At 70.8% G+C, this 23,596-nt stretch carries 27 protein-coding genes; 16 read left to right on the top strand and 11 right to left on the bottom strand.

Going from position 1 to position 23,596, the window contains the following annotated elements:
• Position 1: 1 nt before the first annotated feature.
• On the bottom strand, positions 2-964 hold the full coding sequence (locus MCHLDSM_RS24360; RefSeq protein WP_048472360.1) for a glutamate ABC transporter substrate-binding protein: 963 nt from the start codon (positions 962-964) through the stop codon (positions 2-4).
• Entirely contained in the window at positions 961-2,232 is a 1,272-nt protein-coding gene (locus MCHLDSM_RS24355) for a GlnX family signal transduction membrane protein (RefSeq protein ID WP_234714174.1), read from the bottom strand. The genes MCHLDSM_RS24360 and MCHLDSM_RS24355 overlap by 4 nt, the downstream gene beginning before the upstream one ends.
• A gap of 286 nt (positions 2,233-2,518) precedes the next feature.
• On the opposite strand from MCHLDSM_RS24355, the gene MCHLDSM_RS24350 reads away from it, so the two are divergent.
• Positions 2,519-5,155 carry a helix-turn-helix transcriptional regulator gene (locus MCHLDSM_RS24350; protein ID WP_048472359.1) on the top strand — a complete coding sequence of 879 codons (2,637 nt, stop codon included), beginning with the start codon at positions 2,519-2,521 and terminating at the stop codon, positions 5,153-5,155.
• A 72-nt stretch (positions 5,156-5,227) separates the two neighbouring features.
• Here MCHLDSM_RS24350 and MCHLDSM_RS24345 read toward each other — a convergent pair whose 3' ends face one another.
• Positions 5,228-6,541 (bottom strand): acyltransferase family protein, encoded by a 1,314-nt coding sequence (locus tag MCHLDSM_RS24345; RefSeq protein WP_048472358.1) that lies wholly within the window; start codon positions 6,539-6,541, stop codon positions 5,228-5,230.
• A 153-nt stretch (positions 6,542-6,694) separates the two neighbouring features.
• Between MCHLDSM_RS24345 and MCHLDSM_RS24340 the strand changes: the two genes are divergently transcribed.
• Genes MCHLDSM_RS24340 through MCHLDSM_RS24315 form a run of 6 tightly spaced genes read left to right on the top strand, consistent with a single transcriptional unit; the run spans position 6,695 to position 10,494 of the window.
• A complete protein-coding gene (locus MCHLDSM_RS24340) occupies positions 6,695-6,979 on the top strand; it encodes a hypothetical protein (protein WP_053083099.1) in 285 nt (94 codons plus the stop codon).
• Positions 6,972-7,235: a hypothetical protein gene (locus MCHLDSM_RS24335; protein WP_231507971.1), complete on the top strand. Its 264-nt coding sequence runs from the start codon at positions 6,972-6,974 to the stop codon at positions 7,233-7,235. Before MCHLDSM_RS24340 ends, MCHLDSM_RS24335 begins: the two co-directional genes overlap by 8 nt.
• A gap of 16 nt (positions 7,236-7,251) precedes the next feature.
• The gene (locus MCHLDSM_RS24330; protein ID WP_048472357.1) at positions 7,252-7,596 is read left to right on the top strand and encodes a heme-binding protein; all 345 of its coding nucleotides are present in this window, start codon (positions 7,252-7,254) and stop codon (positions 7,594-7,596) included.
• Between the two features lie 8 nt (positions 7,597-7,604).
• Positions 7,605-7,820, top strand: coding sequence for a ferredoxin (locus tag MCHLDSM_RS24325; protein WP_048472356.1), 216 nt, complete (start codon positions 7,605-7,607; stop codon positions 7,818-7,820).
• Positions 7,817-9,214, top strand: coding sequence for an NAD(P)/FAD-dependent oxidoreductase (locus MCHLDSM_RS24320; protein ID WP_048472355.1), 1,398 nt, complete (start codon positions 7,817-7,819; stop codon positions 9,212-9,214). Before MCHLDSM_RS24325 ends, MCHLDSM_RS24320 begins: the two co-directional genes overlap by 4 nt.
• An 11-nt stretch (positions 9,215-9,225) precedes the next feature.
• Entirely contained in the window at positions 9,226-10,494 is a 1,269-nt protein-coding gene (locus MCHLDSM_RS24315) for a cytochrome P450 (protein ID WP_082169057.1), read from the top strand.
• 6 nt (positions 10,495-10,500) lie between these two features.
• Here MCHLDSM_RS24315 and MCHLDSM_RS24310 read toward each other — a convergent pair whose 3' ends face one another.
• Positions 10,501-11,706: an MFS transporter gene (locus MCHLDSM_RS24310; RefSeq protein ID WP_082169100.1), complete on the bottom strand. Its 1,206-nt coding sequence runs from the start codon at positions 11,704-11,706 to the stop codon at positions 10,501-10,503.
• Between the two features lie 310 nt (positions 11,707-12,016).
• On the opposite strand from MCHLDSM_RS24310, the gene MCHLDSM_RS24305 reads away from it, so the two are divergent.
• On the top strand, positions 12,017-13,153 hold the full coding sequence (locus MCHLDSM_RS24305) for a glycoside hydrolase 5 family protein (RefSeq protein ID WP_048472352.1): 1,137 nt from the start codon (positions 12,017-12,019) through the stop codon (positions 13,151-13,153).
• A 3-nt stretch (positions 13,154-13,156) separates the two neighbouring features.
• Here the strand turns inward: MCHLDSM_RS24305 and MCHLDSM_RS24300 are convergent, their stop codons facing one another.
• The 5 genes from MCHLDSM_RS24300 to MCHLDSM_RS24280 form a co-directional block, all read right to left on the bottom strand.
• Positions 13,157-13,930 (bottom strand): enoyl-CoA hydratase/isomerase family protein, encoded by a 774-nt coding sequence (locus MCHLDSM_RS24300; protein WP_048472351.1) that lies wholly within the window; start codon positions 13,928-13,930, stop codon positions 13,157-13,159.
• 15 nt (positions 13,931-13,945) lie between these two features.
• Entirely contained in the window at positions 13,946-14,332 is a 387-nt protein-coding gene (locus MCHLDSM_RS24295; protein WP_048472350.1) for a nuclear transport factor 2 family protein, read from the bottom strand.
• Between the two features lie 52 nt (positions 14,333-14,384).
• Entirely contained in the window at positions 14,385-15,302 is a 918-nt protein-coding gene (locus MCHLDSM_RS24290; protein ID WP_048472349.1) for a ribonuclease Z, read from the bottom strand.
• A gap of 37 nt (positions 15,303-15,339) precedes the next feature.
• Positions 15,340-15,897 carry a type 1 glutamine amidotransferase domain-containing protein gene (locus MCHLDSM_RS24285; protein ID WP_048472348.1) on the bottom strand — a complete coding sequence of 186 codons (558 nt, stop codon included), beginning with the start codon at positions 15,895-15,897 and terminating at the stop codon, positions 15,340-15,342.
• A 65-nt stretch (positions 15,898-15,962) separates the two neighbouring features.
• Positions 15,963-16,241, bottom strand: a complete 279-nt coding sequence (locus MCHLDSM_RS24280) for a hypothetical protein (protein WP_048472347.1) — start codon at positions 16,239-16,241, stop codon at positions 15,963-15,965.
• Between the two features lie 41 nt (positions 16,242-16,282).
• On the opposite strand from MCHLDSM_RS24280, the gene MCHLDSM_RS24275 reads away from it, so the two are divergent.
• Both MCHLDSM_RS24275 and MCHLDSM_RS24270 read left to right on the top strand, forming a co-directional pair.
• Positions 16,283-16,639: a hypothetical protein gene (locus tag MCHLDSM_RS24275; RefSeq protein ID WP_048472346.1), complete on the top strand. Its 357-nt coding sequence runs from the start codon at positions 16,283-16,285 to the stop codon at positions 16,637-16,639.
• An 82-nt stretch (positions 16,640-16,721) separates the two neighbouring features.
• Positions 16,722-17,426 carry a cutinase family protein gene (locus MCHLDSM_RS24270; RefSeq protein ID WP_048472345.1) on the top strand — a complete coding sequence of 235 codons (705 nt, stop codon included), beginning with the start codon at positions 16,722-16,724 and terminating at the stop codon, positions 17,424-17,426.
• A gap of 4 nt (positions 17,427-17,430) precedes the next feature.
• Here the strand turns inward: MCHLDSM_RS24270 and MCHLDSM_RS24265 are convergent, their stop codons facing one another.
• Positions 17,431-17,685, bottom strand: coding sequence for a metallothionein (locus tag MCHLDSM_RS24265; protein ID WP_043413823.1), 255 nt, complete (start codon positions 17,683-17,685; stop codon positions 17,431-17,433).
• 150 nt (positions 17,686-17,835) lie between these two features.
• Here MCHLDSM_RS24265 and MCHLDSM_RS24260 point away from each other — a divergent pair, with 150 nt between their 5' ends.
• A complete protein-coding gene (locus tag MCHLDSM_RS24260) occupies positions 17,836-18,525 on the top strand; it encodes a HemK2/MTQ2 family protein methyltransferase (RefSeq protein ID WP_048472344.1) in 690 nt (229 codons plus the stop codon).
• Positions 18,522-18,758 carry a CDGSH iron-sulfur domain-containing protein gene (locus tag MCHLDSM_RS24255; protein ID WP_048472343.1) on the top strand — a complete coding sequence of 79 codons (237 nt, stop codon included), beginning with the start codon at positions 18,522-18,524 and terminating at the stop codon, positions 18,756-18,758. The genes MCHLDSM_RS24260 and MCHLDSM_RS24255 overlap by 4 nt, the downstream gene beginning before the upstream one ends.
• Here MCHLDSM_RS24255 and MCHLDSM_RS24250 read toward each other — a convergent pair.
• The gene (locus tag MCHLDSM_RS24250; protein ID WP_048472937.1) at positions 18,735-19,745 is read right to left on the bottom strand and encodes an iron-containing redox enzyme family protein; all 1,011 of its coding nucleotides are present in this window, start codon (positions 19,743-19,745) and stop codon (positions 18,735-18,737) included. The genes MCHLDSM_RS24255 and MCHLDSM_RS24250 overlap by 24 nt on opposite strands.
• Before the next feature lie 217 nt (positions 19,746-19,962).
• On the opposite strand from MCHLDSM_RS24250, the gene MCHLDSM_RS24245 reads away from it, so the two are divergent.
• The 4 genes from MCHLDSM_RS24245 (at position 19,963) to MCHLDSM_RS24230 (ending at position 23,571) form a co-directional block, all read left to right on the top strand.
• Positions 19,963-20,940 carry a hypothetical protein gene (locus MCHLDSM_RS24245; RefSeq protein WP_048472342.1) on the top strand — a complete coding sequence of 326 codons (978 nt, stop codon included), beginning with the start codon at positions 19,963-19,965 and terminating at the stop codon, positions 20,938-20,940.
• Positions 20,941-21,087: 147 nt separating this feature from the next.
• Entirely contained in the window at positions 21,088-22,323 is a 1,236-nt protein-coding gene (locus MCHLDSM_RS24240) for a KasA/KasB family beta-ketoacyl-ACP synthase (RefSeq protein ID WP_048472341.1), read from the top strand.
• Positions 22,324-22,326: 3 nt separating this feature from the next.
• A complete protein-coding gene (locus MCHLDSM_RS24235; protein WP_048472340.1) occupies positions 22,327-23,043 on the top strand; it encodes an NUDIX hydrolase in 717 nt (238 codons plus the stop codon).
• Positions 23,044-23,100: 57 nt separating this feature from the next.
• On the top strand, positions 23,101-23,571 hold the full coding sequence (locus MCHLDSM_RS24230; RefSeq protein WP_109788925.1) for a hypothetical protein: 471 nt from the start codon (positions 23,101-23,103) through the stop codon (positions 23,569-23,571).
• The last annotated feature ends 25 nt before the right edge of the window (positions 23,572-23,596 follow it).

Below are 23,596 nucleotides of genomic sequence, written 5' to 3'. Positions count from 1 at the left end.
ATCACGTGCCCTCATACCGGGCTGTCGGCGGCCCAGGGGAGGGCCCCAGTCGGCTCAGCCAGCGGTCGTAGAGCCGGTCCCAGGTGCCGTCGAGTCGCATGCGTTCGAGCACGCCGTTGACGAAGCGGACGAGATCTTCGTGGTGTTTGCCCACTCCGATGCCGTACGGCTCGACCGCCAGACTGGGGCCGACGATCTCGACGGTGGGGTCCTGTTCGGCGAGCCCGGCGAGCACCGCGTCGTCGGTGCTGATGGCATCGACCTGGTTCTGCTGCAGCATGACCAGACAGTCGGTCCATGTGGTGACAGCGAGGACGGCAGGGCGGGGACTCATCGCGAACAGATTCGACAGCGACGTCGTTCCGGTGACGGCGCAGACCCGCCTGCCCGAGAGGTCATCGGCGGTGTCGATGCGGGTGCCGCGCGGTGCCAGGATTCTCTGGTCCGCGACGAAGTACACGGTCGAGAAGTCCACGCTGCGTTTGCGTTCGCATGTGATCGAGTAGGTCCTGACCACCACGTCGACCTGTCCGGAGATGAGCGCTGTTTCGCGGTCGCGGGCGTCGACAACCCGCAGGTCGATGCGGTCGGGATCACCGAAGATGGCGCGCGCGATCTCGCGGGCGACGTCGATGTCGAAACCTTCGATACGTCCGGTCGTGGGATCGCGGAATCCGAACCGGTAGGTGTTCTGGTCCACGCCGACGACGAGCAGGCCACGTCGGGCGATGGCGGCCATCGTCGACCCGGGCGGCATCGCCCCTGCCGGCGGCAGCGGGCCCGGAGGCAGACTCGCTTCGCGATCGCACTCCGCGGATGTGGCCGGCGGCGCGGCGGTGACGCCATGCGCCTCCTGCGGCTGGACGGTGACGGGGTCGACCGACACCGCGGGTGGGGGTGGCGGTGCCGAACCGCACCCCGCCGCCAGGAGAACGAGGAGCAGCGCCGCCGCGTGGCTCTTCACAGGAACTCCTTGATTCGCGGCCACATCCCCGCGATGACGGCGGTGGCGGCGAGCCCTGCCGACAGCACGACGGCCGCCGGCGCCCAGGCGAGTGCCGCGCCGGCCGACGACACGGTCGCCCGCATGGCGGTCCGGGTGCGTTCGACTTCGGCGCGCAATCCGGTTTCCACGATCCTGAACTGTGCTGGCGAGGCATCGGGGTCGGTGCCGATCGCCTGGGCCATCGCCGTCGCGAAGTCGCCGCCGAGATAGGCGCGCACCTGCTTGTCGTGGCTCGCCGTCCACTGGCGAACGGCATCCGCCGCCGGCTGCGGACCGGCCTCCAGTTCGGTCAGCAGCTCGTGGATGTGGTCCGTGTACTTCTTCTCGAGGGCAGTGATGTCGCCCCGCGCGATCAGTTCGAGTGTCTCCTCGGTGCGTGCCTGCTGGGCGAGGATGCGCGCCGCCGCGAGGTGTTCGAAACGTTCGACACCGACGGCGCGGCCGCCATCGATGTCGTCCGCTGCGAGCCGCGTGGAGACGACCAGGCTCGCGATCGCCAGGGCGACGAACCCCGCCGCCACGACCAGGCCGATGTTGAACTGCCGGTTGGTTCGGCGCAGCAGGATCCAGGACGCCACCGCAATCTCCGCGATGGCGGCAGCGAGCAGTACGAGCCCGGCCGCCGGGAAGGCGCCGACCGACGCCTGCTCGACGGTCAGCGTGGCAAGGCCGCCATCGAGGATCCGTTTGGCACCCGGCAACAGCTCGGTCTGCATCAGTGAGGACGCTTCGCGCATGTACGCCGAGCCGACGGGATAGTTGCGCATGTTGTTGACCCGTGCGGATTCGACCAGACCGGTGTACGTCGCCAACCGCGCGGTGATCTCGGCGACCGCGGTCCGCACGTCGATGTCGGTGGCGCCCGCGGCCACGTCCGCCAGCGCTGAGGCAGCCGCGGCGAGCGACTGGTCGTAGCGATCTCGCATCGCCGGTGTCTGGATGCCGCCGGAGAGGAATGCCGACGCGGCGGTGGCATCGGTTTCCGACAGCGCCCCGTAGAGGTTCTGCGCCGCGAAAGCGAATGGCTCGGAGTTCCGAAGCACGTTGTCGTGCACCGTGATTCGGTGATGGATACCGGCGACGCACACAACCGCAGCCACCGTGCACGACGCCACGAGCAGGAGCGTGACGGCGACGACGAGCCCCGGCGTCGTGCGGGCGAAGCGCCGCATCGTCGCGCCCCCGATGTCGGGGAGTCTCCTCGTGGGGTTCGACGCGATGCTCATCGTGCCAGCTCGGCGTCAGAAAGACTGTCCGGCCGCCTCTTTGCGGTCGCAACCATCGCGTGCGCCGGGGCGGTGCGGCGATGTCCTCGATCGGTCATCGCGACCCTCCTTCACCACCCGCCGTCACCGTGCCTGGCGGCTCAATCGTCGCGCCGCGAGGCGGGTGTCACACAAGTAGTGCACTACTGTTCTTGCCCCTGGACGGGCGTTTTCGAGTACTTGCATCGGCAGAAACGGTCTCAACGTCGGCGTGCTCCGTCCGGGCGAGCTGTCCTAGGCTGAGCCCATGCGGTTGACGTGGCCCCTGACGGGCCGCGCGGGGGAGATGGGACTCGTCGAATCCGCTCTGTCAGAACCGGCCTCGGCCGGGATCGTGGTCAGCGCGGCGGCGGGTGTGGGAAAGAGTCGTCTGATGCGCGAGGCGCTCGGTGCCGCGGCTGCTCGTGGGTGCGAGGTCCGCACGGTGATCGGGACCTCGTCGGCGCGGCGCATCCCGTTGGGCGCGCTGGCCCCGTGGGCCGGTGTCCACGGCGGCGGCGGCGTGCAACTGATCTGCGGAGTGATCGAATCGCTCGTCGCGGCCCACGACGATCGTGTTGTCGTGATGGGCGTCGACGACGTACATCTGCTCGACGACGTGTCGGTCTTCGTCTTGCACCAGATCGTGCAGAGACGGGCCGCCCGTCTGGTGCTGACGTTCCGGGCGGGTGAGCCGGTTCCCGAACCGGTGCAGGATCTCTGGAAGGTCGGCGATTTCGACTGGTTGAATCTCCAGCTGCTGAGCTCAGCCGACACCGCGGCACTGCTCGAGGCGGTGTTGGGAGCGCCCCCTGAGCCCGACGCCGTCAGTCGTCTTCACCGGCTCACCCTGGGAAATCCGCTGTACCTGCGCCACATCGTGGAGCAGGAGGTCGGACAGGGACGGCTCGTGGAGCACCAGGGCTGGTGGCGGTGGACCGGGGAACCCGTTGTGCCGCAGAGCCTTGCCGAGCTGATCGACGCCCGCATCGGCTCGTTACCGGCCGGGGTCGGTACAGTCGTCGACGCACTGGCGGTCGGCGAACCCATCGGCCTGTCCGCTCTGCAACGGATCGCTGATCCGGGTGCGGTCGAGGACGCGGACGAACGTGGGCTGATATCCGTCGAACACCGCGGCAAAGCGATCGAGGTGCGCGTGGCGCACCCGCTCTACGGGGAGGTTCGTCGCAGCCGCGCCGCACCGACCCGGCTCAGACGCCTGCGTGGGTTGGTTGCCTGCGAACTCGCTGCCGGTGACGACCGAGACGACGTACAGGTGTTGGTGCGCCGCGCGGCGTTGAGCCTCGACTCCGATCTGGTTCCTGACGGTGCCCTGTTGACCGCGGCCGCGCACGCCGCGATCCGTCTCGCGGACTTGCCTCTGGCGGATCGGTTGGCCGCTGCCGCGGTCGAGGCGGGCGCGGGACCGGAAGCCCAATTCGTCCGGGCCCATGCGCTGTCGTGGCTCGGCGACGGCAGCGCTGCCGAAGAAGTCCTCAACGCGGTCGACGTGTCGAACCTGAGCGATGATGCGTTCGCCCGATTCACGTACTACCGCGCCAGCAACGTGCTCTGGGCCCTTGCCGAACCGGAGCGAGCCGAGGCGATCGTCGACGAGGCGGCCCGCCTCACCAACGTGTCGGCGCGCCGCTGCGTCGCCGCCTTCAAGACCGTGTACTACTTCGCGGTCGACCGTCCCATCGAGGCTCTCGCCGCCGCCCGCGACATCGTTCTCGAGGAGTTGCCTCCGGTCATCGGCGCCGAGACGGCGTGGGTGCTGGCGAACATCCACGGTGATGCCGGTCGCACCGAGGAGGCGCTGGCGGTCGGCGAGGCAGGGCTGGCGATGGTGCGGACTTCCGACGCTCCGCACCTCGGCTTCAACATCGTCGATGCTCAAGTCAGCGCGCTGCTCATGGCCGGAAGGGTCCACGAAGCCGTCGATCTCGCTGAACGAGGACGCGTCGACGCCGATGATCTGCCCGGGGCGGCACATCTGCTCGGCTCCGCGATCGCGGGCCGCGCCGCCTTGGGTGCGGGACGTCTCGATGTCGCCCGCGCGATGCTGGGGCGCTCGTCGACGGCGTTGTCGGCCACCGGCTATGCACTCGGCTGGGGTTACCGCTACTGCCTGCCGCACGCGCTCGCGCTCGCCATGAGCGGAGACCACGCCGACGCAGTCGACGTGCTGGCGTCTCTGAATCGGCGTCGACGGCCCTTTCGCTCGCTCGACGACGAGAGCAGTCTGGTTCGGGCCTGGGTGGCGGCCGGTCAGGGTGCTGTCGGGGAAGCCGTCGCCATCCTCCGAGAGGCCGCTCGCACTGCCTCGTCCAGTGGTCGTTTCGCCGTCGAGGTGGCCTGCCTCCAGACGGCCGCGCAGTTCGGCGACCACGCAGGTGTCCAGCGACTGGCTGAGTTGCCCCGCCACGTGGAAGGGACGAGGGCCGGTGTCGCGTCGAGGTTCGCGGCGGCGTTGCGCGACGGCGACGCCGAGCTGCTCGGCGCGGCGTCCGAGGCGTTCGAGGAACTCGGTGACCTACTGGCGGCCCTCGATGCGGCGGCGCACGCGGCGGCGGTGTTCCGGCGCGACGACCGACGTGGGTCTTCGTTGACCTGGACGGCACGCGCGCAGGATCTCGCAGTGCGGTGCGGTCACATCCAGACGCCGGCGCTGGCGCAGGTGTGCTCTCCGCTGCCGTTGACCGATCGCGAACGGGAGATCGTGGCACTGCTGGGCCTCGGTCTGTCGAACCGCGACATCGCCGACCGGCTCGTGCTGTCCGTCCGCACCGTCGAGGGCCACATCTACAAGGCGATGATGAAGACGGACACCGCGAGCCGCGACGAGCTCGGGGATCTGCTGCGCCCGAGGAAGCCGCCCCCCACCGACGACCAGCACGACTGACCCCGGAAGCGCATTCCTGGTCGTGATCTGGTCTCGATCACAGCCCTCGCTTCTCGCCCGACGGCTGAGGGGTCAGGAGATCCACTCGCGGTCACCGGCGCGCGGGCGCACCGCGACGAGCGCCGTGCCGGCGAGGAACAGCGTCGCCGCGAGCAGGGGGAGGCGGCCGCCCGGCGCGAAACCGTTGGCGGACAGCACGGCCAGCGCCAGCGCGCAGGCCGCCGTGCCGGTGTACAGCAGGCCTTCCGCGATCGCACGCGGTATCGGCACCGCGACCGTGGGGATCGGCGCGGCGACCGACCGGCGCTGCCAGGCGAGCAGTGTCAGCAGACCGGCCGCGACCACCGCCAGCACCAGCTCCCACTCGAGCCGTGCGAGCCACCACGCCCCCGACCCCAGGGGCGGCTGGGGCAGCAGCCCGGTGGGGTAGCCGACGAGCGTCACCACGATCACCGGCAGCATGTGCCACAGGTACAGCGCCATCACGTTCTCGTTCGCGATCGCCAGCACCTTCGGCCAGACGCCGCGCGCGAGAATGCGGTTGAGCACCGGCACGATCGCGAACAGCACCCCGATCTGGACCAGCGCCAGCGCCAGCAGCGCCGCCGACGGCGGAGCACTGTTCTCCACCCGGTCGCCCGGCACCCCGATCATCGCGATCGGATACGGCCCCCAGGTGACCAGCGCGGGCAGGGCCAGCGCGGCCACCACCGCCATCGACAGCAGCGTGCGGCGGCGCAGAAGCCCGTCGTGCCAGGCGATCCCGAGCTGGTAGATCGCCGCCCAGCAGAAGAAGTAGTTGGCCATCCGGATCTCCGGATGGTCGGTCGCGATGCCCACCGCGTCCACCACGATCAGGCACGCCCCGAGCGTGACGGGTGCCGCGAGACCCCAGCGCCGGTGCGCGGCGACGGCGAGCGGCGTCAGTGCCACCACCATCAGGTAGACGGCCAGGAACCACAGGTGCATGGCCACCGCCCAGCCGCCGAGCTCCAGCACGGTCCTGCTGATCCCCAACGCCATCAGCACCCCGATCACGATCAGGACGAAGAACGCGTAGACACCGGTCGGGCCGAGTACGCGGGCCACGCGGCGGCGGATCCACTCCTGCCGCGCCGCGGTACCGGCATCGGCGGGCACGCGGCCCCACGACACCGCGCTCGCATAGCCGGCGACGGCGAAGAACACCGGGACCACCTGGAAGAACCACGTGATCCACTGCGTCCACGGCATCAGCACCAGAGGGTTGTCGCGGCCGAACGTCCCGTCGCGGTACGTCATCACCGACAGCAGCCAGTGCCCGACGACGACGATCATCACCGCCGCCGATCGGTACAGGTCCAGGGCGTGTTCGCGCGGGGGTGAGGCTGCGGTGGACTCGGTCATCGGTCCCCTCCGACTGTGAGGTGCTCCCTTCGGCACGGTAGCCGAACATTCTCAGGCAATGATCAGCGCAAAGCCGAGACGGGCGCTGACGGCAACGTCAGAATCGCACGTGTGAAACGAGTGCTGAGCCATCCGGCGTCGCGCCGCGTCGGCGTGTTGGCCGGCCTGTGCGCGACGCTGCTGAGCAGTGTGGTGATCGCGCCCACCGCGTCGGCCGACGTGTGCGGCAGCGTGGGCGGTCGATTCGTCTCGGTGAGCGGATGCGGCAACATCGCCGACGCCGTCGCGCCGTGGGTGCCGCCTCCCGCCGCCTATGCGCCGCTGCCCGAGGACTACGTGGCGCCACCTCCGCCGCCCCCGCCTCCGCCGCCCCCGCTGCCGAACGTCGACGTCTGCGCGAGCGTCGGCCGCCGGATCAGCGTGAGCGGCTGTGTCTAGGCGGCGCGCGGCCGCGGCGCTGTTGGCGCCGTCGTCCGTCGTCGCCTTCGCCCTGGCCGGTGCCGCGCCGGCCGACGCGGAGTGCGTGAGCTCCAACGGCACCACGGTCTGCTCGCAGGGCACCGTGCGCGGCACCAACAACGGGCAGGGACCGGGATCGCTCGACACCGGCCCGGCCTGGCCCTATCCCTGCGAATACGACTGGTACTGCAACGACGGCGGGCTCTCGATCATCTTCACGCCCGGCCGTAACTGACCATGACAGGAGCACCATGAGCACCTTCCTCACCCGTGCCGCGCTGGCCGCGATCGCGCCGGCCGCGACGATGCTGGCCCTCGCGGTCCCGGCGGCGGCCCAACCTGCGCCACCGCCTCCGGCGCCACCGAACTGCACGGCCGCCGACCTGGCCGGCGTGATGGCCGGTGTCACGGCGTCCACCTCGGCCTACCTGTTCACCCACCCGGACGTGAACGACTTCTTCACCACGCTCAAGGGCAAGAGCCGCGACGACCAGAAAACCGCGGTCGAGGACTACATCACCGCCCGCCCGGACGTGGGCGATGCGCTGCGCGCCATCCGCCAGCCTTCGGTCGACTTCCGTAACCGCTGCGGCTAGCCGCAGCCATGCGGTTGGTGGTCGACCTCAATCGTTGTCAGGGCTACGCGCAGTGCGTCCCGCTGGCCCCGGAGGTGCTGAAGCTCCTCGGTGAGGAGGCTCTGACGTACGACCCGAACCCGGACGCCTCGCAACGCCAGCGCGTGCTGCGGGCCGCCGCCTCCTGCCCCGTGCAGGCCATCGTCGTCGAAGTCGACCCACCCGGGGACCGGGACACCGAGTGACGGCCGCCCTGGCTCGTGAACTCGTCGAGTCGTTCCGCCGGACCGGCCGCATCGTGATCGTCGGGGCGTCCCTGGCAGGTCTGCGCGCGGCGGAGGCCCTGCGCGACGGCGGATTCGCCGGATCGCTGACGATCATCGGCGACGAGCCCCATGAACCGTACGACCGTCCGCCGCTGTCGAAGCAGGTGCTCAAGGGCTGGGTGGGCGCCGACCGGACCAAGCTGCCGAGGCTGCGCCGCGTCGACGCCGACTGGCGGCTGGGGGTCGCCGCCGTCGGCCTGGACCGCTCGACCAAGCGTGTCCTGCTCGCCGACGGTACGACCGTGGACTACGACCGGCTGCTGATCGCCACCGGGGTGCGGGCCCGGCCGTGGCCCGATCCCGCCGAGGCGGCTCTTGACGGGGTCTTCACGCTGCGCACCTGCGACGACGCCGCCGCGCTGCAGGCAGCGCTGCACGCCAGGCCGCGTCGGGTGCTGATCGTCGGCTCCGGGTTCATCGGGTCGGAGATGGCGTCGGTGTGCCGGGACCTGGGACTGGCCGTGACGGTCGCCGAACGAGGCACCGCGCCGCTGGTCGGTGCGCTCGGCGGGGTCATCGGCGACCTGGCCGCGACGATGCAGCGCAACGCCGGGGTCGACCTGCGCACCGGGGTGTCGGTGCTGGGGCTGGACGCCGACGGCGGCGGCCACGTCCGCAGCGCGCGGCTGTCCGACGGCACGACGCTCGACGTCGACGTGGTGGTCGCGTCGCTGGGCTCCATCCGCAACGTGGAATGGCTCGACGACGCCGGGCTGGCCACCGGCTTCTGGGGGGTGGCCTGCGACGCGGGCTGCCGGGCTTTCGACGTCAACGGCGTGGTGACCGACAACATCTTCGTGGCCGGCGACGTGGCCCGCGCGCCGCACGTGCTCTACGAGTACGAGTTCATGTCGCTGGAGCACTGGGACAACGCGGTGTCCGGCGGTGAGGTCGCGGCCAACAACATGATCAATCTGGAGACCGGGCGCCGTCCCCATCTGCCGCTGCCGTCGTTCTGGTCCGGTCAGTTCGGGGTGAACATCAAGGGCGTCGGAGTGTGCTCGTTCGGCGACGAGATCGTGTTCACCCAGGGCTCACCGGAAGATCTGCGGTTCGCCGCGGCCTACGGCCGGCGCGGCCGGATCGTCGGCGCCGTCACGTTCAACCACGGCAAGTGGTTGCCGTACTACGCCAGCCTGATCGAGCGGTCCGCGCCGTTCCCGCCACCGCCGCCCGGTTACGACCGGCCCGCCGACCAGGCGCCGATACCGGCGCGGTTCCGCGACCCGAGGGAGCCGACGGGCATCCCCGACGTGGTGCTCACCGGACACGACCCCACCGACCGGGGCGCAGAGTTCCTGCGCCACCGATGAGAGGACAGGCGATGACGACCGCGGCAGACGCGTGGGCGCAGGCCATGGCGTTCGCCAACCGCGCCGATCCCTATCCGTTCTTCGCCGAGTTGCGCAGGACGCCGGTGGCCCGGGTCGCCGACGACCTGTACGTGGTGACCGGGTACTACGAGCTGCTGGCGCTGTCCCACGATCCGCGGATCAGTTCGGAGTTCCGGCGCAGTCCGCTGAGCGGGCCGCGGCAGACCGACGACGTGCAGCCGGCCGATGACGTCGCCGCCTACGGCGCGCAGCCCAGCCTGATCGTCACCGATCCGCCCAGCCACGACATCGCGCGAAGGCAGGTGACCCGGCACTTCGCGCCGCCGCACTCACCGGACCTGATCCCCGGCATGGAACCCGACATCGTCGCCCTGTGCGACGAGCTCCTCGACCGCGCCAAGGCGGCGGGCAGCACCCGGATCGACGTGGTCGACGACTACGCCTATCCGGTTCCGGTGATGGTGATCTGCAAGATCCTCGGCATCCCGCTGGCCGACGAGCCGCGCTTCCACGCGTGGATCTTCGACATGCTCGCCGGGATCGATCTGGGGCCCGACGCCGGCACCGCCGAGGGTCAGGAGCGGGCGGCCCGCGCCGGCGACGCCCAGGCCGAGCTGCGCGACTACCTGGCCGCGCTGATCGCGGACTGTGCCCGGGGCGAAGGGCAGGGACTGCTGGCCGCGCTGGTCACCGACACCGACGGGCCGGACGGTCCGATGCCGCCCGAGCAGGCCGTGGCCAACGCCGTGCTGCTGCTCATCGCGGGGCACGACTCCACAGTGAACACGATCTCCAACTGCGTGCTCACGCTGCTGCGCAACCCGGGCACCTTCGAGATGCTGCGCGATCAGCCCGAACTGATCCCCCGCGCCATCGAGGAGGTGCAGCGGCTGCAGTCGGCGGTGCAGTTCTTCCCGAGCCGCAGTGCGACCGCCGACATCGCGATCGGGGACACCGTGATCCCCGCGGGCGCCGCGGTGCACCTTCTCTACGGGGCCGCCAACCGCGATCCGCGCCGATTCCCCGATCCCGACACCTTCGACATCCTCCGGCCCGACAACGAACACTTCGGCTGGGGCAGCGGGATCCACACCTGCGTCGGCGGACCGCTCGCACGCCTTGAGGTCAACCTCGCACTCGAGACGTTCCTGCGGCGGGTGACGGGGCCGCGCCTGGTCACCGATCCGCCGCCGTACCGGCAGAGCCAGATCTTCCGCGGTCCCCGGCACGTGCTGGTCGACGTCGACGCGATCACCTGACGCGGTTCAGGCCGGGAGCGGACCGCGCGAGCGTCCCGGCCGGCACAGCACCACCACGACCGCACACAGCACCGCGGCGACGCCGAACGCCGCGTTCACGCTGACCGCGTCGGCGGTGCCGCCGAGTACCGCTGCCGCCAGGGGCCGCGAACCGAGGAAGCCGACCAGCCACAGCGCCATGATGCGGCCGCGCAGCTCCTCGGGCGCCTGCTCCTGCACGACCGTGCCGAGCCCGGTCATGGCCCACCCGAAGCCGAGCCCGGCCAGCGCGAAGCCGGCCGTCGCGACCGCTGTGGCCACGGCTGTGGCGGTGCCGACCGCCAGCACCGCGCAGCCCGCCGCCAGCCCCCACAGCCCGAGCCACGACACGAGGTCGGCGCCGATCCGGCCGCGCAGCAGCGCCAGCACGGCCATCCCGATCGCGGCGCCGACCCCGAACACCGCCGAGAGCATGCCGACCAGCGCGGGCCCGCCCCCGAGCGCGTCGGCCACCGACGGGGTCAGCGTGATCGACGAGTCCGACGCGACGCCCACCACGGTGACCGCGATCAGCGCCAGCAGCAGCCGGCGGTCGCCCAGCGCGTACCGGACCGCGACCCGCACCCGGTAGTCGGCGCCGGAGCGGCGCGGCGGTGGCGCCGGGAAGCGGACCACGATCAGGAAGACGGCGAAGACGAGGTGCAGCCCGGCGCTCGCCGCGAAGGCGGCGGCCGGCCCCAGGTGGGCGGCCAGGTACGCGCCGGCCGCGGGGCCGACGATGCGGCCGATCGTCATCGGGATGCTGTTGAGCGCCATCGCGGTGGACAGTTCGCCGTCGCGGATCAGGCTCGGCACGATCGACTGCATCGCCGGACCCCCGACCGCGAACCCGAAGCCCACCAGCAGCGAGCCGAGCAGCACCGCGACCGCCGCCGCGGTGCCGTGCGCCGACGGCGCGGTGAACAACCACCCCGCCACCAGCCCGGAGCCCGCGACGCAGAACACCCGGCCAAGAAGGATCTGCCGGGCCGGGTTGCCGGTGTCGGCCCACTTGCCGCTCGTCGGGGTCAGCAGCAGTTGCGGCCCGAACTGGACGACGCCGACCATGCCGACCATCAGCGCCGAGCCGGTGGCGTCATAGATCACGATCGCCGCGACGATGCCGTGGGTCCAGACCGCGACGACCGAGAACATCTTGCCCCAGAAGAGCGCGCCGAACACGCGGTCGAACATCAGCCCGACCGCGCCGCGGGTCCGCGGCCGGTGGTCGAGTGCGTCGTCGCGCGCAGACCTCACCCGATCTGCATAGCACAGGGACGTCCCAGGTCCCGACGGTCGGGCTGTCCGCTGAGCGAAATCACCAGGGAGAAAATGATTTTCGACGTAACGCGGCGGTCCCGTCCGTCGATACACTGAGCGGCGCCGCGCCCGATGTGGGGCGTGCACACTCCGCGATCGTCATCGCATCACCGCCCCTATCCGAGGAAGCTCGCCGTTGATTCGCCCGACCGCGCAGGTCACCTCCGCGCAGCCCGCTCGTGCCGTGGGTCGTCGCGCCGCGCTCAAGGCTCCCCTGCTGGCTGCGGCGGCCATGTCGCTGTCCCCGGTGCCGCGCGCGGCGGCCGAGGCTGCGCGCTGGTCGCCCGAGCGTGCGAACCGGTGGTACGAGGCGCAGGACTGGCTGGTCGGGGCGAACTACATCCCGTCCAACGCGGTGAACCAGCTCGAGATGTTCCAGCCGGGCACGTTCGACCCGCGGCGCATCGACGTCGAGCTGCGGCTGGCGCGGCTGGCCGGCCTCAACACCGTGCGGGTGTTCCTGCACGACCAGTTGTGGATTCAGGACCGGACCGGGTTCGCGCGCCGGCTCGGCCACTTCGTCGACATCTCGGCGCGCAACGGCATCAAACCACTGTTCGTGCTGTTCGATTCGTGCTGGGATCCGCAGCCCCGGCTCGGACGCCAACCTGCGCCCCGCCCCGGTGTGCACAACTCCCGCTGGGTGCAGAGTCCCGGCGCCGAGAACCTCGACGACCGGCGCTACCGGCGGGTGCTGCACGACTACGTCGTCGCCGTCCTCACCCAGTTCCGCCACGACCGCAGGGTGCTGGGCTGGGATCTGTGGAACGAGCCGGACAACCCCGCCCGCCAGTACCGCGACACCGAGCGCCGCGACAAGATCGACGTCGTCGCCGACCTGCTGCCCCAGGTGTTCCGGTGGGCCCGGTCGGTCGATCCGGATCAGCCGCTGACCAGTGGGGTGTGGGACGGCCCGTGGGGTGATCCGCGAACGCGCAGCGCCATCGCCGGGATCCAGCTGGACAACTCCGATGTGGTGTCGTTCCACAGCTACGCCGATCCGGTCGAGTTCGACGCCCGCATCACCGAGCTCACGCCGACGGGGCGGCCGCTGCTGTGCACCGAGTACATGGCCCGGTCGCTGGGCTGCACGGTCGAGGGGATCCTGCCGATCACCAAGCGGCGCAATGTGGGTGCCTACGCGTGGGGCCTGGTGGCCGGCAAGACGCAGACGTACTTCCCGTGGGATTCGTGGGACCGGCCCTACGACGCCAAGCCGCAGGTCTGGTTCCACGACCTGCTCGAGTCCGACGGCCGGGCCTACCGGTCCGGCGAGATCGCCACGATCCGGAATCTCACCGGGCGGCCCCGCCCCAGCTGATCGTCAGCGCGCCTTCCAGTCCGGGCGGCGCTTCTCCCGCCACGCCGTGATGCCCTCGGCGACGTCCTCCGTCGCCCCGGCGACCTTGCGCATCACCTCGCCGAAGCGAACCGATTCGATCCAACCCATGTCGGCGGTGCGCCACGCGACCTCCTTGGTGGCCCGCTGGGCCAGCGGTGCGGCCCGGGTCAACGTGTGCGCGCATTCCCGGGCGGCGGCCGCCAGGTCGGCGGGCTCGACCAGCTTCCACACCAGGCCCACCTCCTTGGCGCGCTCGGCGGTCATCGGCCGGCCGGTCAGCAGCAGTTCCATCGCATCGGCCCACCGGATGCGCTGCGGCAACCGGATCGCGCCGACGATGGTGGGCACCCCGATCGACACCTCGGGGAACGCGAACGACGCCTCGGTGCTCGCAATCACGAAGTCGCAGAACAGGATTCCGGTCAGGCCGTAACCGATGCACGGACCCTGCACGGCCGCGATGGTCGGCTTGAACAACTCCATCCCGGATTCGAAGGAGTTGATGGTCGGCTTCTCCCAGAATGTGCCGCCGAACGTGCCGACCGCGCCCTCGCCGTCCTTGAGGTCCGCGCCGGCGCAGAAGACGCGGCCGGTGGAGGCGAGGACGCCGACCCACGCGTCCTCGTCGTCACGGAACCGGTCCCACGCCGCGTTGAGTTCTTCGCGCAGCGCGCCGTTGATCGCGTTGCCCGCCTCGGGGCGGTTCAGGGTGATGGTGGCGACGTGATCGTCCAGTTCGTAGGTGACCAGGCTCATGGCGCCACCTTAGGGTCACCCGCCGCGCTTCTCCGCCGACAGGAACGCCGCGGTGTCGTAGTAGGTGCGGAACGCGGTGACGGCCTCGTCGTCGCCCTCCAGCACGCTCACCCCGTCGTAGCGGAACGGCGTACCGTCGCGCAGCGTGCCCGTCGAGTTCCACTCCAGGAACGCGATGCCGTCGTCGGTCACGGTGTGGGAGAACGACGATTCCAGGTCGTCGAACACATCGCGGTACTGCGTCCAGAAGGTGCGTGCGCCGTCCTTGCCGTGCTGGCCGTGCGGGATGCCGGCCTTGTCGAGTGTGGCGTCGTCGGCGAAGAGTTCGACGAGCGGCTCGACATCGCGACTGTCGTGCAGTTCACCCAGGGCGGCCACGAAGCGTTTCGTCAGTTCATGCATGGTCTGTGGCCTACCCGCGCACGACCCGCCTACGCGTGACGTCAGACCCCGGTCACAACTCGTCGCGTCCCGGCACCGGGACCCGCATCAGATCCTCGGCGACGACCAGATCACCGGAGTACACCTCGGCGGCCTCCGCGCGGTGCCGCTCGGTGTCGGGGTAGCGCTGCGAGAAGTGGGTCAGCACCAGCCGGCGGACCCCGCATTCCGCGGCGACGGTGGCGGCCTGCCGCGCGGTCAGATGCCCGTAGTCCGCGGCAAGGTGGGCGTCCTCGTCGAGGAAGGTCGCTTCGATCACCAACAGGTCCGCGGCGTCGGCGAGCGCGTAGACGGCGTCGCAGAGCCGGGTGTCCATGACGAACGCGAACCGTTGCCCGGGCCGCGGCGCCGTGACGTCGTCGAGCCGGACGGTCCGCCCCGCCACCTCGAGGACGCCGTCGCGTTCCAGCTCGCCGACGGCGGGGCCGCTGATCCCGAAGCGCGCCAGCGCCTCCGGGTCGAAGCGGCGGCTGTCCGGTTCGACCAGCTGGTAGCCGAACGCCTCCACCGAGTGGTCGAGGCGGCGGGCGTGCAGTTCCCCGAACGGGCCTGTCGCGATCCGGCCGTCGTCGCTGACCGGGTGCGCGCGCACGTCGGTGATGTCGCGGAACACGCTGGCGTACCGCAGCCGCTCAAAGAATTCCTGGCCCGACGCCGGGAAGTAGGCCTCCACCGGTTGATGCACGCCGTCGAGGGACAGCCGTGCGATGACCCCGGGCAGCCCGAGGCAGTGGTCGCCGTGAAAGTGGCTGAGGCACAAGCGGGTCAAGGCACTGGCGGACACCCCGGCGTAGAGCATCTGGCGCTGTGTGCCTTCGCCGGGATCGAACAGGATGCCCTCGCCGTCCCACCGCAGCAGGTACCCGTTGTGGTTGCGCCGACGGGTGGGCACCTGACTGGCGGTGCCGAGGACCGTGAGCTCGCGAACCACGACTGCGACAGTACGGAGTCCGGTCGAGCGCCCGCGCTCAGGTGTGGGCGGGCGTGGCAGCGAACCGATCGATGATCGCCTGGCAGAACGCCGGGAGGTCGTCGGGGGAGCGGCTGGTGATCAGGTTGCCGTCGATGCAGACCTCCTGGTCGACCACGGTCGCGCCCGCGTTGCGCAGGTCCGTGCGCAGGCTGGGATACGACGTCAGCGTCCGGTCCTTCACGACGCCCGCCTCCACGAGCGTCCACGGCGCGTGGCAGATCGCGGCGACCGGCTTGCCGGAGCGGACGAACTCTCCGACGAAAGCGACCGCCGCGTCGTCGAGGCGGAGCTTGTCGGCGTTGACGGTGCCACCCGGCACCACGAGCCCGTCGTAGTCGTCGACGCGGGCATCACCCACCAGCCGGTCGACGGGGATCGTGCCCGCGGGTTCCAGGTCATGGTTGCGGGCGTCGATCTCACCGTCCTTCACCGAGAGCACCTCGACGTGTCCACCGGCGTCGGTGACCGCGGTGCGCGGCTGCTCGAGTTCGACCTTCTCGACGCCGTCCGCGGCCAGGAAGGCGATTCTGCGGCGTGCGAGTTCGTTCGGCATGGCGGCATCCTTTCGTCGGCTGCGCAGGCGGTTACCCGCTGGCCGGCGATCGAATCGCGGCCCGGTCAGTCCGAGGCGGTGCCGTCCGAGTGCGGGGTCGGGCTCTGGGCCGACTCCCACTTGGACTCCAGCGAGCGCGTGACGCACGTGCCGGCGGCCAGGTCGAGCTGGAACGTCTCGGCGTCGTCGTCTTCGAACGTGACGAGGAACCCGGCGTCGCTGGACGCCTTGTGTACCACCTTGTACGGCCGGTCGCCGTCGCCGCGGTCGACCACGATGATGTCGCCCGGAGCGACGTCGTCGATGGGATCGTCGGACGTCGGGTCGGACTGCGAGTCGGACATTCCCCGACCGTATCCGACGCCGGGGACCCGATAATGGGGCCATGGCGAAGTACGCCGTCAACGAGGCCGCCGTGGCACGGGCGCGGGAACTCATCGACGCCCGTCAGTATGTCCTCGACAGTGACTGGGGCGAGGTGCAGCCGAGGGCCGAGGCGCAGAACGACTACCTCGAGCGCCACGGCTGGGACGACTACGCGCTGTGGCATCTCGGGTTGACCGACGGCGCGGCCGAGCAGACCAAGGCGCGCTACGCCTTCGTCTACGGAGATTTCCGGCGGTTGCATCGCAGCGGGCTGATCGCCTGCGTGTACCGCGCGTCGGAGTGGCGGCACAAGGCTGTGGAGCTGGCGGCGCACGAGCTGCTGCAGGCACTCGACCGCACCGCCGGCATCTGCTGACGTTTCGTTTGGCCAGCAAACCGCGGGGTACTTGCTCGACGGGCGTCGCGGACCGCACGCCGGTCGAGAGAGGAAGCCGAACATGACACGTGGGCAGTGGACACGCGCCGCCGCAGCACTGATCGCCGGAGCAGGAAGCGTCGTGGCCGGCGGTGCCGTCGCACCGACGGCGAGCGCGCAGGGATGTCCGGACGTCGAGGTGGTGTTCGCCCGCGGCACCAGCGAGCAGCCGGGTGTGGGCGGCGTCGGGCAGTCGTTCGTCGACGCGGTGCGCGCGCAGGCCGGCCCCCGCACGGTCGGCGTGTACGCGGTGAACTACGCCGCCGCCAACAACTTCGATCAGCGTGAGGACATCGCCCGCACCGTCATCGACGGCGTCCGCGACGAGGCCGACCACGTGCAGGCCATGGCCGCCAACTGCCCGAACACACGCATGGTGCTCGGCGGCTACTCCCAGGGCGCCGTGGTCACCGGGTTCACCACCTCCGACGTGGTGCCCAGCGCGGTCCCGGCCGCCATCGCGCCGCGGCCGATGCCGCCCGAGGTGGCCGACCACGTCGCCGCGGTGGTGCTGTTCGGCACGCCGTCGGGTGAGTTCCTCGGCCGCTACGGCGCACCCACGATCACCATCGGACCGGCCTACGCCGACAAGACTCTGCAGTTGTGCGCGCAGGGCGACACGATCTGCTCGGGCGCCCCCGACGGCGGCCCGACCGTGGCGCACGCCCTGTATCCGGTGAACGGAATGGTCACCGAGGGAGCGACGTACGCCGTCGGCCGCCTCTAGGGGGTCACGCCCCGGCGGGCACCGGGTAGCGGTCGTTGACGTCGGCGTTGGTGTCCTTGCGCGCGCAGTGCGCGCAGCAGAACATGCCCTCGTCGGTCTCGATGCCGTGACCGAGGATGCGGCATCCGCAGTGCCCACATTCGGGCGCCAGTTGCACTGTGGCGCACTCGATGCTGTCGAACGTCGCCGACCGGCCGTCGGGCCAGGTCACCGTGAACGCTTTGTCGTAGTCGTTTCCACAGGTGGCACAGATGGTCATCGGGGTCCTCTCGGATCGGGTGTCGTGCGGGTCGGGGGACCGGATTCCCGCAGCGTGTGGTCACAAACCCGGTGGTTTGGCCCGCGACGGAGAGGGCATGAAGGAGGAGCAGCGCCGACCCGGCGCTGCGATGTCTGCCGAGGAGCACATGTGACCAGCGCATACACCGATGTCGACACCACCGCCGCAGCGGGGGTCTATCCGCCGCAAGAGGATTCGCACCTGCTCATCGACGTGCTGGTGGCTGCCGGACTGGCCCCCGGAGCACGGGTGGCCGATCTGTGTACCGGCAGCGGAGTGGTCGCGGTGGCCGCGGCACAGGCGGGCGCGGCGGAAGTCGCCGCCTTCGACATCTGCCCCCAGGCCGTGGCGCATGCGCGTCGCAACGCCTCGGCCGCCGGTGTCGATGTCGCCGTGCATCGCGGATCATGGGCACGCGCAATCGAATTCGCGCCGTTCGACGTCGTGGTGGCGAACCCGCCGTATGTTCCGCAGGCGCCCGTCGACGACACGGACTCGATTCCCCGTGACGCGGGGCCGTCGCAGGCGTGGAACGCCGGCGCCGACGGCCGGATGATCCTGGACCCGATGTGCGCCGCGGCGCCACTGCTGCTCGACGAGGGTGGCACCATGCTGGTGGTGCACTCGGAATGCTCGGACGTCCACCGCACGCTGGCGGCGCTGCGCGCCCAGGGTATGCGTGCCGAAGTCGTTGCTCAGCAACTGATCCCGTTCGGACCGGTGATGACGGCCCGCGCGGAGTGGCTGACCCGGGCCGGGCTGTTGGAGCCGGGCTGCGAGCTCGAGCGCATCGTCGTGGTCCGCGCGGACGCCCCGTGACCGACCAGCCCCCGCGCGTCGTCCGCGTCGTCCCCGGCGGCCCGGTGATGGTGGAAGGGCCTGTGCGCGTGGAACTCCCGGACGGGAGCGTGGTGGAATCCGACCGCTTCATGGTCGCGATCTGCGCCTGCCGCCGGTCCAAGACCTATCCGCTGTGCGACACCAGTCACCGGCGCCGGGAGCGGCACGCGTCCGGGTCGGACCAGGGGTCAGACCAGACCGCGTCGCAGTGAACTTCGTCCGGCGCTCCAGCTCGCCATGAGGTGATCGGCGAGCCGTTCTTCCACGACGTCGAACGCCCGGATGCCGAACACGACATCGACGTCCAGATCCGGTTCCCGCGCGACGAGATCACCCACGACGTCGGTGCGCACGACCTGCTCGTGGACGGCGTCCGCCTCGACGTGTTCGCGGTAGAACGCCGCGCACTCCTCGGGCGCACCCAGCCGCTCCAACGCCTGCACCATCCGCTTGGATCCGGGCGGGGAGGTCACCTCGGTCGCGGCGAAGTGACCGACGGCGGCGCCGCGCAAGCGGCGGTGCAATCCGAACATCGACATCAGGTTGACCACGGCCAGCGACTCGGCCGGCACCTCGGACAGGTATCCGAGGTAGGTGGTGTCCAGCCCCGCCGCGGCCATCAGGTCGGCGAACAACTGCTGATGCAGCCGGGCGCCTTTGCCCGCCCCGAACTCGTCGAACTCGACGGCGACGAACGAGGCCTTGGCCTGCCCCGTCAACCGGGGAATGGCCCACGCGTGCGGGTCACCCTCCTTGAGGTGGTAGAGCGACCGGTGCGCGAAGTACTCGCGCATCTGCTCCCACGTCCCCTCGTCCCGCAGGTGGTAGGACGGACCGTTGCCGCTCACCGGTTCGACGCACAGCGCATCGAGTTCCGACAGCGCGGTCGTCTCCGGATCGATCTCACCGACCGCCCGGCGAATGTCCTCGAGGAACAGGTCCTCCAGGCGCCCCCGCAGATACAGCAGGCCGGGGTTCCATTCCCACCCGGCGTCCACGCCGGCGAACCCGCGGTAGTGCAGCTCGTAGCAGAGATACAGGGCCAGCTGAAGATCGAGCCCGGTGGGATCGGCGTCGGCGAGCGACGTCTCCACCCGGGTCAGGTAACGCAGCGGCGCCCGCTCGGCCAGCAGCTCCACCACCGACAGCGAGATCGGACCTCGGGGTTCGGGCAGCACGGGTTCGACCATCGTGGGCATCACGGCTGCGAGATACCCGCCGGACATGGCGCCAAACCGGCAAGCCGAGGCGGAGCCCCTACCCACGGAGGGGGCTTGATCACACCTGATGCCGTCTTTTTCACAATTCCCGCGTGGGGCCATCGTTTCGGCTTCGACGGGTACCCCACAGTCAGGCGCACGTATGTGCCGCATGAGAGACCGAGACCAACGACTCCCTGAGGAGTGAGGAAACACTATGGCCACCACGGCTACCACCCAGAGCACCACCGCCACGCTGATCGCCCAGCTGCGGACCGTCCTCGACCTGACCAACACCGAGATCCAGGTCGCCGAGACGCGCATCACCCAGGCGCGCACCGACGCGGTCCGCCGTGAGCTCACCCAGAACGCCGAGAACGGGCGCGTCCGGGCCGAGGCCATCGAGTCCGCGATCCGCGACCTCGGCGGCTTTCCCGACGTGATCGGCCCGTTCCTGGGTCGCGCCGCCGCGGCGGTCAAGGCACTCACCGAGCAGGCCGCGCCGTTCGACGAGGCGCTGCTGGGCGACCTGGCACTGGAAGACCAGCTGCTGGACCGCTCGCGCTACATCAAGGCGCTGGCCGTCGCTGCCAAGCACAAGGACGTCGAGGACCTCGCCGACCGCCTCATCACCGCGCATTCGGCGACGGTGAACTGGCTGACCACCGTGCTGGCCGAGGACGCCCTCGGTGGGCCCGCGGCGCTGCGCCGCACGCCGGTGCAGGCGGCGGCCGGGCTGACCGTCAAGCTGCTGAACCTGCCGTTCACCTGGTCGGTGCGTCGGGCCGAGCGTGCCGCCGAGGCGGTGCGGTCCGTCCGTCCGGCGTTCGGCGATCTCGTCGACCGTGGCGCCCGCAGCAGTGAGATCGCGGCGAAGGCGCTGGCCGGTGCCCGCAACTCCGCGCTCGAGGCTGCTGAGCGCATCACCCGCGAGCAGGGCGCCGAGGACGCCGCCGACGTGATCCACGCCGCCCGTGGTGCCGCGGGGGTTCTCGACAGCGGCGAGCTGCCGATCGCCGACTACGACGAGCTGAACCAGACCGACGCCGTCGCCGCGGTGAAGGATCTCACCGAGGCCTCGGACATCCGTGTGATCGTCGCCTACGAGGAGGCGCACAAGAACCGCCAGCGTGTGGTGTCTGCCGCGCAGACCCGGCTGGCCGCCATCGCCCAGGAGGTCGTCGGCATCAGCTGACACACCTCGACCCGCCGGCGTGGACCCTCTCGAGGGTCTGCGCCGGCGGTGTCTCACGGTGAGCCGACGGGGTCACCTTGACGGCACCTCATCGGCTCGTTAGAGAATTTCTCATGACGTGTCGACGGGGAAGGGGGATCGGACGCAATGACCAGGGGTGACCTGCCCGCTGTCGTCGTGACCGCGGTCGCCGCCACGACGGCCCTTGCCGCGGACGCCGAGCAGACGTGGGAGGCGCTGCTCGACGGCACCAGCGGGATCACATCGATCGAGGACCGCAGTGCGGGGTTCGAGTTGCCCGTCACCATCGGCGGACGGATTCTCGAGGACTTCGATTCGCAGCTGAACCGGGTGGAGATCCGCCGGCTGTCCTACATGCAGAAGATGGCGTTGCTGCTCAACCGGCGGCTCTGGGAGGCCGCGGGCACCCCCGAGGTGGATACGCGTCGCCTCCTGGTGTCGGTCAGCCACGCCTACGGCAGCACGCTCGACCTGTGGACCGGCTACGAGGAGTTCAAGTCGCGCGGCCTGCGCGCGATCTCCCCGCTGGCGGTCCAGATGCACATGCCGAACGCCCCGGCCGCTGCCGTCGGCCTGGACCGGCAGGCCAAGGCCGGGGTGATCGCGCCGACGACTGGCGACGCCTCCGGTGCGTCGGCGATCGCCGAGGCCTGGCGCCTGATCACCCTCGGTGAGGCGGACGTCGCGATCTGCGGTGGGGTGGAGTCCAAGATCGAGCCGCTGCCCATCGTGGCGTTCGACAACCGGGGCTTGCTGTCTCACCACAACGACGATCCGGCCGGAGCCTGCCGGCCGTTCGACAAGAACCGCGACGGCATGGTGTTCGGGGAGGCGGGCGCGCTGCTGCTGCTCGAGACCGAGGAGCACGCGATCGCGCGGGGCGCGACGATCCTGGGCAGGCTGCTGGGGGTCGGCACCACCGCCGACACCTTCGATCTGATCGATCCCGATCCCACCGGCGAGGAGGCCGCGGCGGCGCTGTCGCGCGCCCTGCGCCTGGCGGGGCTGCAGGCGGGCGACGTCGACGTGGTGACCGCTCACGCCGCGGGCACCCGGGCCGGAGACCTCGCCGAGGCGCGCGCCCTGCACACCGCGCTCGGCGGCCACCGCCCCGCGGTGACGGCGCCCAAGGCCGCCCTCGGGCATTCGATGGGCGCGTCGGGTGCGGTCGGCGCCGTGGTGACGGTGCAGACGCTGCGCGACGGCGTGGTGCCGCCGACCCTGAATTACGAGACCCCCGATCCCGACATCGACCTCGACGTCGTCGCGGGCGCGAAGCGCTCCGGGGACTACCGTCACGCGGTGTCGAACACGCTGGGCTTCGGGGGGCACAACGTGTCCCTGGTGTTCGGGAAACCCTGACGGGTGACCGTTCCCTACGACGAGGCGCTTCGGGGCCGGATCCACACTCATCTGGCAGGGCATGTCCGGCGCACCGTCGAGGATCCGGAGAAGCGCCGCGCCGCGGTCGCGGTGGTGCTGGTCGACTCGCTGGTCGGTGAGGACCGGGTGGATCCCGCGCCCGTGGAGGACTGGATCGCCGGCCGACCGATGCCCGGGGATCTCGACGGGCGGATGGTCGATGTGTCCGGTGGCGCGGCATTTCTGTTGTGCCGCAGGGCTTCCCGACTCTCGACTCATGCCGCCCAGTGGGCCCTGCCGGGCGGGCGGCTCGACCCGGGCGAGACGGCCGTCGAGGCGGCGCTGCGGGAACTCGACGAGGAGGTGGGCGTGACCCTGCCCGACTCCGCGGTGCTGGGACTGCTCGACGACTATCCGACGCGATCGGGCTACGTCATCACGCCGGTGGTGGTGTGGGGCGGCGGACGCCTCGATCTGCACCCGGCGCCCGACGAGGTGGTCGCGGTCTACCGCGTCGGCCTGCATCAGCTGCTGCGCGCCGACTCGCCTCGGTACGTCACGATCCCCGAGAGCCCCCGCCCCGTCGTGCAGATCCCGTTGGGCAACGACCTGATCCACGCCCCGACCGGGGCGGTGCTGCTGCAGTTGCGGTGGCTGGGACTGGAGGGGCGACCGGACGCGGTCGACGAGCTGGAGCAGCCGGTCTTCGCCTGGAAATGACGATTCGGGCGTGCCCGTGAGTTTCCTGCACCACCCGGCCGGGTAGTCGGTTCTTCGATGACAACCACCCAGCTCGCCGGCAGACACCGGCTCGTACGCAGGCCGGTCCACGCCGCCCCGCGGTGGGGAATGGCGTCGATGATCGCGGCGGCCGGCGCCGCCGGATGGTTGCTGGCCCTGATGGACGACGACGGCCCCCGCACGGCGACCGTGCAGACACCGCCCGCGGCCACGGCGCCGCCGGTGCAGGACATCCAGCGCGCCGGTCAGGTCACGGCCGTATCGGCGCACTCGTTGACCACCACGGCCGCCGACGGCCAGGTCACCACCTTCCGGATTACGCCCGACACGGCGGCGATCACGCAGCCCGGCACGTCGACGCCGTACGGGCCGACATCGTTTGCACCGACGCAGAACGTCGTGGTGGTGGGTGTCGTCCGGGACGGTGTGCCGGTGGCGACCGCGATCGCGGACCCCGCGGCGGCCGGGCCTGCCGGTGCGCCGATGGACTACCAGCTTCCGAGCTGAGGGGCCGCGCGGAGCCCGTTGCCAA

This window comes from Mycolicibacterium chlorophenolicum, from assembly GCF_001044235.1.
GTDB lineage: Bacteria > Actinomycetota > Actinomycetes > Mycobacteriales > Mycobacteriaceae > Mycobacterium > Mycobacterium chlorophenolicum.
Note: the sequence above shows the minus strand (reverse complement) of the source record. Positions and strands in the feature narration are given on the sequence as shown.